Origin of the sequence: Vibrio sp. 10N.222.55.B11 (genome assembly GCF_041473705.1) — a bacterium.
GTDB classification, from domain to species: domain Bacteria; phylum Pseudomonadota; class Gammaproteobacteria; order Enterobacterales; family Vibrionaceae; genus Vibrio; species Vibrio crassostreae_C.
Genome location: NZ_JBFRST010000028.1, coordinates 76,998 through 90,910 on the forward strand (window position 1 = coordinate 76,998; position 13,913 = coordinate 90,910).

Consider the following 13,913-nt stretch of genomic DNA (forward strand, 5'->3'; position numbering starts at 1 on the left):
CTAGGAGTACTGACTTCAATGATAAACAAAAGTCGAGATAGGTACAGTGTTTTGATTGTTAAAATTGCGTTCGAAAGATCGAGCGATTAACTATTAAACAAAACAGCGAGTCTTAAAACAAAAGAAGGAGCATTTGCCCCTTCTTTATGAATCAAAACTTAGTTCAACTTGTTAAGCGTTGGGTATTCAGAGTTCTTGATGTCATCAATGCTCTTAACGAACGGCTTCAAGTTTTGGAAAGTGTTCGGCAGTGTTGAGATTGCCTTTTTAGCTTCTAAGCGTGTTGCGTAGTCACCATAAAGTACCGTGAACCACTTAGTGCCGTTAACCATTTTGTAGTTTTCCCAAACTGGCTGAGAAGTCGTAGGTAGCATTTTCACGAAAGAATCGACTTTACTTTGGCTGCCAACAGCAACAACTTGAACTGTGTAACCAAAACGCTGGTTCATGTCTTGTTGTTTCTTCGTTGGTCCTGTCACTACTGCAACTGGCTTAGCTTTAGTCGTTTGAGTGACTTTCTGTTCAACAGGTTCAGTTCTGATCACGTTGACAACGTTTTCTTCAACAACGCCTGTTTGCTCAGATTGAGATACAACTGGAGCTTCAACTTTGGCCGTCTTGTACTCTTCTTGATAACTATCTGAAGTGACATTGGTAACGTAGTCGTCAGATACACACGCAGCCAAGAGCAGTGGCAAAGTCACAATTGCAAATTTTTTCATGGAAAGCTCTATATCCTTAATAATAATTACTATAAATCATGCCGATACGTCGGTTTAGAATCAAGTTAACTTTGGGATTATACACCATTAGTGGGTGACCTATTTCACAAACTTTATGCAGTGTTTGCTTATTCATCTGAATTCGGTGAATTTGCCATCAACCTGTGAGTGCAAAGTAAGTTACGATGAACTTACGTGCATTGCTAGGATATGTCTATGAATCATCTTGATCCCCTACTTAAACCCCGTTCAATCGCTGTTGTTGGTGCTTCTCAACGAGAAACACGCGCAGGATATATTGTTATGAACAATTTGTTGCATGGGGATTTTAAAGGTGCGGTGATGCCGGTTACGCCGAAATATGATTCAGTGGCCGGTGTGCTTTCTTACAAGAACATTTTGTCGTTACCGATTGTTCCTGACCTCGCAATCTTGTGTACCAATGCGACCCGTAATGTCGCTATTTTTGAAGAACTGGCTGAGAAAGGTATAGCCTCTGTCATTGTGCTTTCTTCAGACATGCAGCAAGAAAGCGATAATGGTGAGACGTATGATGAACGATGCCTAGCGATTGCCAAAAAGCACAACATTCGAGTGTTGGGTTCCAATAGTTTGGGGGTGATTGTTCCTTGGTTAAATTTGAACGCCTCATTCTCTCCAGTGACAGCATTACCCGGTAAGATCGCCTTTGTTTCTCAGTCGGCAGCTGTGTGTACCACTATTCTCGATTGGGCTAATGACAAAGAGATCGGTTTTTCGGCGTTTATCTCTATAGGCAATGGTAGCGATATCGAATTCTCGGAGTTATTGGATTATCTCAGTACCGACTCTCACACCGAAGCGATATTGCTTTATGTAGACAGCATTACTGATGCGAGGCGCTTTATTTCTGCAGCGCGTGCGGCTTCGCGTAACCGACGAATTTTGGTGTTGAAAGGCGGTCGAACGGCGAAAGGCAGAGCCGCAGCAATGGCTCACACTGGCGGTGCCGACACATTAGATATTATTTATGATTCCGCAATCCGACGCAGCGGCATGCTACGAGTTAAGAACTTACATGAACTGTTTGCTGCGGTAGAAACACTGACTCATTCAGTACCATTGCGAGGCGAGCGCTTGGCTATTGTTACTAATGGTGGCGGCCCTGCGATTATGGCTGTGGACACCCTATTTGACCGCGGTGGTAAGCTCGCAGAGTTTTCAGAAGAGACACTTGATAAGTTGAACAAGGTTTTGCCATCGAGTTGGTCTCATAGCAATCCTATCGATATTGTCGGCGACGCTGGTGATCAACGTTATATCGACACTATAAACATCTTACTCGATGGCGATGAAGCAGACGCGATTCTTATCATGCACAGCCCTTCAGCGGTCGCACATTCCGCTAAAACGGCAGAACGAATTATTGAAGCGATTAAGAAGCACCCTCGCCACAAGCGCTTTAACATCCTGACGAATTGGTCTGGTGAGCTAACAGCAAGGCCCGCACGAAAGCTGTTTACCGAAGCGGGTTTCCCAACTTATCGGACCCCTGAAAGCTCTGTGGTCGCATTCATGCACTTAGTCGAGTACAGACGTAACCAACGTCAGTTAATGGAAACGCCGACCACTGCAGAAAAAGTACACATTGAAGATCTAGCAGATGCGAAAGGTTGGATAGAAAGAAAACTACTGGATAAAGATACAGTTAGCCTTGATACTCACCAAAACAGTCAGTTTTTCAAGAGCTTCAACCTCGATGTGTTACCAACTTGGATCGCTTCTGACCCAAGTGAAGCGGTACACATCGCTGAAACGATCGGTTATCCCGTCGCAGTAAAATTACGTTCGCCGGATATTGCACATAAGTCAGACGTACAAGGCGTGATGCTCAATTTGCGAAACAGCAGTGAAGTTGCCAATGCGGCTCAGGCAATTCTCGATCGTTCTCAATTATCCTTCCCTACAGCAAACATCCACGGCTTGTTAATTCAAGGTATGGCTAAGCTCGCGGGCGGCCAAGAGTTGCGTATTAAGGTTACAACAGACGAAACCTTCGGCCCAATCATATTACTTGGACAAGGTGGTTCGGAGTGGGATGAGTCGATTGATGCCGCAGCTGCTTTTCCACCGCTCAACATGACACTGGCGCGTTACTTGATTATTCGAGCGATAAAAAGCGGCAAGATTCGTCTACAAAAACTCCCTAACCCCATCGATATAGAAGGTTTGTCTGAGTTATTGGTACGTATATCGCAAATGGTAGTGGATTGCCCTGAAATACATGATTTGGATATCCATCCAGTACTGGCCAATGGTGACAAGTTCACGATATTAGATGCCGATATCATCTTGAAAGCGTACGAAGGCGATCCACAGGAACGTCTTGCGATTCGCCCTTATCCGGTCGAGCTTGAAGAACGTATCCAGCTAAAAGATGGAACCGAAGTGTTGTTACGCCCTATTCTTCCCGAAGATGAACCGCTTCATGCTGACTTCATTAACCGTGTGTCTAAGGAAGATCTCTATAAGCGTTTCTTTAGTGATGTCGGTGAATTCAATCATGAGGCGTTGGCGAATTTCACTCAGATTGATTTCGATAGAGAAATCGCCTTTGTGGTCGTTCGCGAGGAACAAGGCGTTCCAGCGATCATCGGCGTGTCCCGTGCGCTGATTAACCCTGAGAACACAGACGCCGAATTCGCAATATTGATTCGTTCTGACCTTAAAGGTGTTGGTCTAGGTCGCATTCTTATGACCAAGGTTATCGATTACTGCCGTGCGAAGCAGACCAAGCAGATGTCGGGTATGACGATGCCAACCAATAGAGGGATGCTGACACTAGCTCAAAAGCTCGGTTTTAAGCTAGATATCAGTTTTGAAGATGGTACTGCAGATATGGTGTTACCGTTACTTTAACGCCCATGTCTTTTTAAGATGTTGGATACACCAAGACTTGGCGTCGCCCATTTTGTTGCGTCGCCAAGCCATAACAATATCGATCGGTTGTGGTTCTGTACCGGAGATCTGCTGTAGTACGCCAGATTCAATCAAAGGTTTAGCGACACTATTCGGTAAGGTGCCAATCCCTAGTCCTGATGTCAAAGCCTCTACTTTCGCAGGAAAGCTTGTCACGGTTAAACGTGGCTGTTTCTCTAGAATATTGATGCTTAGTGCTGGCTGATCGCGTGCGGTGTCTGCAATGGCAATAACCCTGTAACTTTCTCTCGCCTTCTGATCGAATTCACCAGAACGCTTGTGAACATAGTGGCTTGATGCCGCGACCCACACCATCTCCATTTTACCAATTACGTCACTTTTCATATCGTTTGGAATTGTATCGAGCTTAGGGCATACCAATAAGTCAGCACGACCATCTGTGAGAGATTCCCAACAACCCGCTAAGATTTCCTCTTGCAAACGAACGCGTGTTTTACTGATTTTTCCTAGTTCATCTACCAGTGGGAAAAAGTTAGCAATCGGGATAATGCCATCAAAGGCGATGGTCAAATCGAGCTCCCAACCATTGGCTAGAATGCTTGCCTCGTTAACAAGACGTTCTGTAGCTCCAAGAATGATTCTACCTTGCTCAAGTATCAACTGACCCGCTTCCGTGAAATTTGCACGGTGGCCTGAGCGGTCAAAAATCATGATGTCTAGATCTTGTTCAAGCTTCTGTATTTGATAGCTGAGTGATGAAGGCGCTCTGTCCATTTCATTGGCCGCGGCGGCGAAACTTCCACGTCGGTCGATGGCGTCTAGGATGTGTAACGCTTCAAGTGTTATTGGACTATGCATAGCTTTCCTACTTTATAAATGAGACTTGAATCACAAAAACAGAAGCATTCAGACTGTAAATGGAACTGTAAAAGTCTTTTTAATACAGATATTTAAGAGTATTAATTATGAGTTAGTTGATAAAATTGAAAATTATTTAAATGCAAATAATAGTAATTATCATTTAGATCCAATATTATATTTCGCAAATCAAGATAATACTATGGAACTAAGGTAACTATCAGATGTATAAGCAATCCCTGCTCTCTGCTTCAATCGTTTTAGCGCTTTCATCAACATCAGCCTTTGCTGAAGATTATGCCCTATTTGACGAGGTTGTTGTATCTTCGACTCGTACTAATCAACAACTTGAAGATGTTGCTGCGTCGGTAACTGTGATTAACGATAAAGATATCGAAAAAAACATGGTTACGGATGTAGAAGACTTATTTAAGTACACACCAGGTGTCACGGTGACTACGAATTCTCGCCAAGGGATTCAAGGTATTAACATTCGTGGTATGGAAGGTAACCGAGTAAAGGTTATCGTTGATGGAGTATCACAAACTAGCCAATTTACTCCAAGTGGTACTCAGTCATATAACTTCATTAACTCTTCACGCATTGATGTCGATACGGATATGTTGAAGTCTGTCGAGATTGTTAAAGGTGCGGCTTCTTCTCTGTATGGTTCTGACGCGATTGGTGGTATTGCTGCGTTCGAAACAAAAGACCCGAGTGACTTTTTAAAAGACAAAGACTTCGGTGGCCACGCGAAGTTCAACTACTCTTCATCTGATAATACCTTTAGCGAATCGGTTGCTTTAGCAAATCGTATTGGCGACCTAGAAACGTTAGTTGCTTATACTCGCAGAGACGGTGAGCAAACTGATAACTTTGGTACACCTGATGAGCAAGATACTCAGAACAACAACTTGTTGGTTAAGCTTCAGTACCAATTAAACGAACAACACCGTTTAGAGTTTTCTGGTAACTTCATTGAGAATTCTGGTGATACCGATTTAAATAGTGCAAGTTACACCGACTACACTGGCGAAGACACAACTAGCCAACAGCAAATCGGTATCAAACATATTTGGGATGCAGACCTAGCGTTTGCAGATACTATTACTTGGCAAGCTGACTGGCTGAGCAAAGAAGAGAATGGCGTAACTAATCGTACTTCTAATGGCGGTATGTTCCTACCTCCGGCAGGTAATGTTCAGAAAAAGGACTATATATACGAGGATGAAGGTTATCAATTTGATGTGCAATTCGATAAGTTCTTCATGACGGGTAATGTAGAAAACTACTTTATCTATGGCGCTTCATATTCGGACAAAGACATTAAAAACGTTAATAACGAATATAACTCCATCAGCGCAGACCAAGTTATTTTCTACATCCCTGCCGCATCTGAAAGAAAATATGGATTCTTTGCTCAAAATGAAATGACGATCGGAAATTGGATGATTACTCCGGGTGTTCGTTTTGATGGTTTTGAAACTGATCCAGGTGATACAAGTCAAAACCCAAGTGGTAACCCAGAAGAGTCTTATGCAAAATATTCAGACTCAGCTGTTACCGGACGTTTGGGTACAACTTACACGCTTAATGATGAAAATAAGATCTTCGGTCAAATCAGCCAAGGCTTTAGAGCTCCTGATTTCCAAGAGCTTTACTACTCATTTGGTAATCCTGCTCACGGTTATTTGAATGCCCCTAACCCTGACTTAGAAGCTGAAGAAAGTATTTCATACGAGTTAGGTTGGCGTCATAACACAAATTATTCATCAAGCGAAATCGCTATCTTCTACAGCGATTATGATAACTTTATTGATAACGTAGCAGTTAGTGGCTCAGCCACTCCGGCCGATCCAACAATATATCAGAATGTAAACATTGATGAAGCCATAATTAAAGGTATCGAAGCGTCAAATACACAGTCTTGGAATAGCTTCATGCCAGTGAAAGGTGTTAGTACTCGTGTTTCTGCAACGTATACTGAAGGTGAAGATGGCGAAGGTAATCCTCTTAACAGTGTAAACCCTTGGAACGCTGTCGTTGGTTTTAACTATGATGCTCCTTCAGCACTATGGGGTACATCACTTAACATAAGCTACACAGCAGGTAAGAAGTCTAGTGATATCAACAGCGATGGTTTGAATGATGAAATTCTACCAATTGATTCAGCAACTGTAGTTGACCTAACAGCATACTACTTGCCGATGAAGGATCTTACGCTTAGAGCAGGTCTCTTCAACGTTACGGATGAAGAGTACTACTCGTGGAATGACGTTCGTGGATTCTCACAAGAAGATAAAGATTACACGCAAGCAGGTCGTAACTGGTCAATTACAGCTAAATACGAATTCTAACTCGTTAGAAAACTTAACGACAGAATCTGATACAGCAGAAACTAAAAAGCCAGCTTAATTGCTGGCTTTTAATTTATTTCACTAAAAAATTGTATAAAAAAGGTAATAAGTGAAATTACTTCTCTGCCATCTCTTTTTTAACCATTACTGCAGCAGCAACGATGAAAGTGATGATTAGGCCTAGTTCCATGATTAACTCCAAAGAAAATTAACATTAAACATATAATTCGCGAGCATAATAACACAGCGGATACAGAATGATACTTTTTAACCACTAATTTACTTTTTATTCGATTAAGATCAAAAAAGATGCCCGAAAGCATCTTTTAATTTTTGAATCATTCACGAAACCACTAGGTTAACCAGGGAATCCATTCGGGTTTGTTGACTGCCAGCGCCATGTATCTTCGGTCATTTCAGCCAATGTGCGGCTTGCATTCCAGCCCAGTTCTTTCTGAGCTTTAGCTGGATCTGCCCAACACTCTGCGATGTCACCAGGACGGCGTTCAACTAGCTTGTAAGGGATCTCTTTACCGCTTGCTTGTTCGAATGCTTTAACCATGTCTAACACACTTGAACCGTTACCCGTACCAAGGTTGTAGATATGAAGACCGTCTTTGCACCCTACTTTCTCAAGCGCTGCGATGTGGCCATCAGACAGATCCATTACGTGGATGTAATCGCGAACGCCAGTCCCGTCTTTTGTTGGATAATCGCTACCAAATACAGATAGGAATTCACGGCGGCCCACTGCTACTTGAGAGACAAATGGCATTAGGTTATTTGGGATACCTTGCGGGTCTTCACCTAGCTCACCACTTGGATGTGAACCTACAGGGTTAAAGTAACGCAGCAGTGTAATGCTCCAATCAGGATTGGCTTTTTGGAAATCGGTTAAACACTCTTCAACCATTAGTTTACTACGACCATATGGGTTGGTAGCGCTTGTTGGGAAGTCTTCAGTAATTGGCACACTTGCAGGATCACCGTATACCGTTGCTGAAGAGCTAAATACCAAGGTTTTTACACCCGCATCACGCATTGCATCAACAAGAACTAAAGTGCCGTTTACGTTGTTGTCGTAGTATTCAAGAGGCTTTTCCACAGACTCTCCGACGGCTTTCAGACCAGCAAAATGGATAACCGCTTCGATGTTGTGTTGCTTCATAGTTTCAGTCAAAAGCGCTTTATCACGAACGTCACCTTCAATGAAGTTGGGACGAACGCCCGAGACTTTTTCGATGCGCTCTAGAACGCTTGGTTTGCTGTTGTACAAGCTATCAAAAAGTACAGGTGTCATACCTGCGTTGATCATCTGGATACTTGTATGGCTACCAATGTAACCCATGCCACCTGTAACTAAAACATTCATGCTTAGCAGACCTTTTAATTAAAAATATTCAACCTATCACTTATGATACAACAACTTAGGGTGAGCTCACAAACACCGGTGCCTATTTACCCTCACGAGCGAACACAAACTGACCTTTTCCTTTGCGTTTCGCTTGGTACATAGCCTCATCAGCAACCTTTAGAATCACGTCAATATCACGCTCTGAGCCATCAACTAAATTGATACCTAAGCTCGCCCCAACATGAAGTGAACGCTGTTTATAATTCACTTCTTGCCCGATCAGATCCAACAATCGCTCGGCTAACTTCGCTAATAAGACTTTGTTTGTCTGTTTAATAATAAGAACAAATTCATCACCCGACAAACGTGCAACCAAATCCCCCGCTCTTACCTGAGATAATAACCGGTTTGACACTTCTTTAAGGATTTCGTCACCCGCATCGTGACCATAGTTGTCATTCACTTCTTTGAAGCCATCCAAATCCAAGTAAATAACCGCAAAATGCTGATTTGAATAGTGGCTCGACGTGACAACATCATCCATAACCTTATACAGCTGCGCTCTATTCGCTAACCCGGTTAATGCATCGTGATGAGCCAAGTGTTCGAGTCTTTCCATCTCTTTAACGTTGGATAAATCAGACAGCGTTAATACCATATCAAACTCGTCTTTCTCGTTGTCTGAGGCAATTCGATTCACTTTGACAAACATTGGAACTAACGTGCCGGACGCGCTTTTCTCCCACACTTCGCCTTGCCATTGACCATAGTTGTCTAACGAACTGCGAATTGTCGGCATCAATGATGGAAATTGCTGCCACGAAAATACTTCAAATGGTGTTTTGCCCACCAGCAGATCAGAGTGATAACCGAGAAGTTGTGTTATCGCCGGGTTAACCATGGTTATCACATTGGACGAGTTGAGCACGATCAAGCCGTCTTTACTGTTTTCGAAAACACCCGCAGCAATACGTTGGCGACTCATGGCCGTTTCTATGTCGGTGACATCTTGGATTGCATAAAGAATACGACCATGTTTTGTCAAAGAACGACTGCTCACACGAAGCCAGCGTTTTGATTGAAAGAGATCGGTGGTTTCCAGCAATTCGTCATTAAGTTCAATATTGGCATCAATAACATCTTGTAAGTAACCCGTTTGCTTGGTCGCGATCAACTCTTGGATCAACAAATTCTCAAGAAAGGCTTCCGAGCATTTAAAAATATCCCGAGTAGCTGCGTTCGCATGAAGAATGAGCCCTTTTTCATCCACCACCAACAAAGAGTGCTGAACGGTTTCAATGACCTCATTTGCGAATGATTTTTCTTCTTGTAACTTGTCTAACGTAAAATTGATTTGGTTATCGCGATGTTGAAGCCTTTCTAACATGGTATTGAAAGCTCGAACCAGATCGCCGATTTCATCGCGGTTCGTTACGACTAATTTAGGCTGCTTCGAACGACGCTCAACAAAGGCTTGCATCGCCTCATTGAGGTCAAACATCGGTTCGATAATCAAGCGTTGCACCAATTTGACCACTACTCCGCCTAACATCACCAGAAACAACAGGTAGACGACCGCAACCTTGAAAATATTCGTTAAGATCGAATTAAACGTCTCTTTCGATATTGTTACTCTCAAGTTCGCGATCACTGCGCCATCCAGTGTCACTGGAACGAGCAAGAAGATGAAATGCTCAGAGATGGCAAATTGATGATCGGCGATATCGTCTAATTCTTCTGCGTTTGGCCTTGGAACCAGAGCGTTGCTCACCTGATAGCTGGCAAAAAGCTGTTCGTTGATGTCATAGAGCTTCACTCTAACAATATCTTTATCTGCGACGAAAGCTGACAATATTTCCTGAGCCGATGACTTGTCTTCAAATAAAATCGCGGCTTGCAAGTTATAAGCAACACCTTGTGCTAGCACTTTAACACGCTGAATAAGACTCTCTTTCTCTCCCTCAAACGTGACAGTGTAATTTACCGATTGGATCGTTACAAAAGTGACTGCGATGAAGATGATAATGGGTAATATCAGCTTGTTTTTAATCGATATGTTATTAATGAAAGACAACATTATTGGCCCTCCACTATAGCGATTCGTAACAGGTTCGAGCCAATGACGTAGTCACCGCGCCTTGCGTTCTCTAGATTGATCTTAGGTTTGAGCTTATTATCGATGTGCGTGAGTTCAATGATTCCACCTAAGTCCGTAAAGTTAGGGATATCACTGATTGTCACAGTATGTGGCGAGTGCTCTTGACTAAGAAATTGGTCATTTTTACGGTCAGACAAATACGTAATATCACACTTAGAAGTAATCGACTGTTGAACTCGGATAGCGAGCGAACGAATAGATTTCCCCTCGGTAATTGACGTTAGCACTTGGCTTACCTTTTCATCGCCAATCACACAAAAGTTCACAGCGTTCATTGAGCTTTCATCATTCCAACGTATAAAATTCGCAATTCTAAAAATGTACACCGCTTTCACTTCATAAGGTTTGAAGCTAGCAGCTGAGGTGTTCAACGGCACAATAAGCATCGTTAAAGCCGCTAAGCCTAGTTTAGATAAGCCGAGCTTAATGCGGTGCTTAAGCCATTTAGAATTCATGAGAGATCCTCACATACACCGATTCTTGATTGACGCTTTTCTGAGATGTGAATTCAGCTTGATAGCCGTCACTCTTACCTATATTTTCAACAACCACTTCAATTAAAGGTGCTGCGGACGATTTTTTCCATGCGAGACGCGCATCAAAGGTTATTTCATGTGGGTAAGACTGCCATTTATATTGAGTGCCATCGCCTGCTACCCAATAGTCTGGGTAATTCACATTAATGTACTGGCCTATCACATCGAATTGCCAACTTTCGGTGATATTCCACATCAACTGTGCCGTGGCTAAATGTTCATTATCAATATCGTAATAAACACTCGTTTGAGGACTAGATTTCAGGTCATCACCTTTATTCTCACCTTCCAATGTCGTATAGGCGTAACTCAGGTAACTGGCTAAACCTGCGGTGAGTTGGTAACTCGCGCCTAACTCTAAGCCATAAGTTTTTGCTTTATAATCATCAGACAACGCACCGACATAGACATGATTCGCAGGGATATCATTCGGGTCATAGCTGTGAAAGCGAAGGTTGTCATGTTCACTCAGATAAATCGTTGCATCGAGTTCGAAATTTGAATTGTTTGAGTAGCGATAACCCATTTCAGCCGTTATGACGTCCTCTATTTCAAGGTTCGAGTTTGATTTATAGACATCCAAATAACTGTCGTTTGAATCGGTATTATAACTGTTGAAGTAGTATGTAGAGTTTGAATCCATATAAGATGGCGCAACAACCGCACGGCTAAGCCCCGCCCACACGGAGTGACGTTGAGTTAACTTATACAAGCCACGCAGTTGAGGTGAAAGTTCTGTTGAGTCATTCTGTGTAAAGTGTTCAACCTTGGCACCAATAGTAATCGATAGCGCTTCCGTCATTTGAATTTGAGACTGTATAAAAGCGTTCGCAATATAATCGTTGGCAGATTGGATATTGTAGGCTCGACCTTCGTAATCGGGATTGTACCAATCAACGTCCGAAACTTGGCTAGACGAGAAATCAAGATACATATATCGCAGGCCACCACCGAGTGTCATCTGATGCTTTGCAGATAGTTGGTTGATATAGGTCGAGTCAAAATCGATTGTGGAATAACTTCCCGGGGCGTCTGGCGCGTTATCCTCATTATATTCACCCCATAGCGAATACGAGAGTGTCGAACTTTCAGTAAAGTGACGAGAGTCGTTAAATTGAACGTAAGCAGATTGGCTCTTGTTATCAAAATCATTGGCTTGTGAACCGACAAACGAGCCTGAGTTATCATATTGGAACGTATAGAGTTCCGACTCATAAAAGCTTTTCTCACCACCAATACGTAATGACCAGTTTTCTTCAGTATTACTTGGTTGAAACACCATCCCAGCCGTTTGCGCTTTCCATTTTTCAGATTCGTTTGTGCGATACGTGGGTTCTTCTCGGTACTTATAGAATGCACGCGCATTCACATCGTCATTCAGGCTTAAACCCTGACGAACACTAAACTCGTAATTATCAGTATTAGAGGCGACACCAGAGAGATACGTCCCCTGAGTCTCATTGGCAGACTTAGTAATGATATTCACCACACCATTAACCGCATTGCCTCCCCAAATCGTTCCGCCGGGGCCTTTTAATACTTCGATGCGTTCGATATCGGCAAGTATATAGTCAACATCGCTCCAATACGTGCCGCCATAGACTGGGCTAAATAAGCTTCGTCCATCCATCATCACGAGCATTTTGTTATACAGCCCATCATGAAAGCCGCGCGTCGAAACAAACCACGAGGTCTCGTTAAACTTGGTCACTTTGAGGCCCGGTACTAGCGTCAGCACTTCCGCAATGGTTTTAGCCCCACTGCGTTGAATTCGCTCATTAGAAAGTACATAAACCGATGAAGGAATATCGGTAAGTTTTTGTGTCACTTTCGAAGCCGTTTCCATTTCGACATCTAACATAGACAACTCTTCAAGGCTCATCGACATGAGCTGGTCTAGAGAGTTTTCTTGAGCAGAGACAAAAACAGGTATCGTTAATGCTAGTCCTAAGCAAACCTGGCGGGATATCATGTGCTCACCTAATATACAGATAGATATTAATCCTTTAATCAATAGTTCAACTATATATGAAATGCCATACTGGTAAATCTACGGTGTCGAAAGTTTGAGTTAGGTCACTGTTTATTTATGGTATTTATAAGACCGTCATTACTTACCTCAACGTAAAGGATTAGCACCACGTGACAACGAAGATTTTGCTTAATTGCGACATGGGAGAAAGTTTCGGCAATTGGAAGATGGGCGATGACGAGTCGGTCATGGAATGGGTCGATATGGCAAACATCGCTTGTGGCTTCCACGCGTCTGATCCGCACGTTATGTCCAAGACGATAAAACTGGCGCAGCACTATCACACCCAAATTGGTGCTCATCCCGGTTATCAAGATCTCGTTGGTTTTGGTCGCCGTTCTATTCCACACACCATGGACGAAATCAGTGAGCTGGTTTGTTATCAAGTCGGTGCATTACAAGCCCTTTGCCGCTATCACCATACCACTGTTGGCTATGTGAAACCTCATGGCGCTCTTTATAACGATATGATGGCAAACATTGATGTGTTCAATGCGGTAGCCCAAGCCGTCGCTGAGTTTAACATCCCGTTGATGATTCTCTCTTCATCAGACAATCAACAGTATTTGGATATTGCTGACGACCATGACTTGCCTCTCTTGTTTGAAGCGTTTGCCGACCGTGCTTATTTAAATAACGGACAATTAGCGCCACGTACTCAAAAAGGCTCGGTTTACGTCAATCAAGACGATATCTATAACCAAGTTATGCAAATCATTAACTATGGCTCGGTTACGACTTTAGAGGGCGAAAGACTGCCTATTGAAGCCGATACTATCTGTGTTCATGGTGATAACCCTCAATCCATCGCATTAATTAGAAAAATCAGACAAGACCTCAACGCTTTTAATTAGTATGAAGCGTGTGATTGGTATAACGCATGGTCTAATCGCTCGTGAGATCTAATTGACTTGTATTGGCTTGGACACGGAAGTGAGACACGCCAAGTAAGCTAAAAAAAGGCAAGATAACAAACG

The 13,913-nt window shown here is 42.9% G+C and carries 9 protein-coding genes; 3 read left to right on the forward strand and 6 right to left on the reverse strand.

The features are described from left to right. Positions 1-158: 158 nt before the first annotated feature. Complete coding sequence (locus AB4503_RS10940; RefSeq protein WP_017064585.1) at positions 159-722, reverse strand: SPOR domain-containing protein; 564 nt, start codon at positions 720-722, stop codon at positions 159-161. A gap of 216 nt (positions 723-938) precedes the next feature. Between AB4503_RS10940 and AB4503_RS10945 the strand changes: the two genes are divergently transcribed. Continuing rightward, positions 939-3,620 (forward strand): bifunctional acetate--CoA ligase family protein/GNAT family N-acetyltransferase, encoded by a 2,682-nt coding sequence (locus tag AB4503_RS10945; protein ID WP_017069918.1) that lies wholly within the window; start codon positions 939-941, stop codon positions 3,618-3,620. On the opposite strand, the gene AB4503_RS10950 is transcribed toward AB4503_RS10945, so the two are convergent. Next, positions 3,612-4,499: a LysR family transcriptional regulator gene (locus AB4503_RS10950; protein WP_372073413.1), complete on the reverse strand. Its 888-nt coding sequence runs from the start codon at positions 4,497-4,499 to the stop codon at positions 3,612-3,614. The genes AB4503_RS10945 and AB4503_RS10950 overlap by 9 nt on opposite strands. Positions 4,500-4,723: 224 nt before the next feature. Here AB4503_RS10950 and AB4503_RS10955 point away from each other — a divergent pair, with 224 nt between their 5' ends. Next, positions 4,724-6,856 (forward strand): TonB-dependent hemoglobin/transferrin/lactoferrin family receptor, encoded by a 2,133-nt coding sequence (locus AB4503_RS10955; RefSeq protein WP_372114599.1) that lies wholly within the window; start codon positions 4,724-4,726, stop codon positions 6,854-6,856. Between the two features lie 358 nt (positions 6,857-7,214). Here AB4503_RS10955 and galE read toward each other — a convergent pair whose 3' ends face one another. The 4 genes from galE to AB4503_RS10975 form a co-directional block, all read right to left on the reverse strand. Then, positions 7,215-8,228 (reverse strand): UDP-glucose 4-epimerase GalE, encoded by a 1,014-nt coding sequence (galE, locus tag AB4503_RS10960; RefSeq protein ID WP_017060088.1) that lies wholly within the window; start codon positions 8,226-8,228, stop codon positions 7,215-7,217. 82 nt (positions 8,229-8,310) lie between these two features. Next, complete coding sequence (locus AB4503_RS10965; RefSeq protein ID WP_372114601.1) at positions 8,311-10,287, reverse strand: diguanylate cyclase domain-containing protein; 1,977 nt, start codon at positions 10,285-10,287, stop codon at positions 8,311-8,313. Continuing rightward, positions 10,287-10,823, reverse strand: a complete 537-nt coding sequence (locus AB4503_RS10970; RefSeq protein ID WP_372114602.1) for a YfiR family protein — start codon at positions 10,821-10,823, stop codon at positions 10,287-10,289. The genes AB4503_RS10965 and AB4503_RS10970 overlap by 1 nt, the downstream gene beginning before the upstream one ends. Further along, positions 10,813-12,876 (reverse strand): TonB-dependent receptor plug domain-containing protein, encoded by a 2,064-nt coding sequence (locus AB4503_RS10975; RefSeq protein WP_372114603.1) that lies wholly within the window; start codon positions 12,874-12,876, stop codon positions 10,813-10,815. Before AB4503_RS10975 ends, AB4503_RS10970 begins: the two co-directional genes overlap by 11 nt. A gap of 170 nt (positions 12,877-13,046) precedes the next feature. On the opposite strand from AB4503_RS10975, the gene AB4503_RS10980 reads away from it, so the two are divergent. Then, on the forward strand, positions 13,047-13,790 hold the full coding sequence (locus AB4503_RS10980; protein WP_017060084.1) for a 5-oxoprolinase subunit PxpA: 744 nt from the start codon (positions 13,047-13,049) through the stop codon (positions 13,788-13,790). Positions 13,791-13,913: the final 123 nt, after the last annotated feature.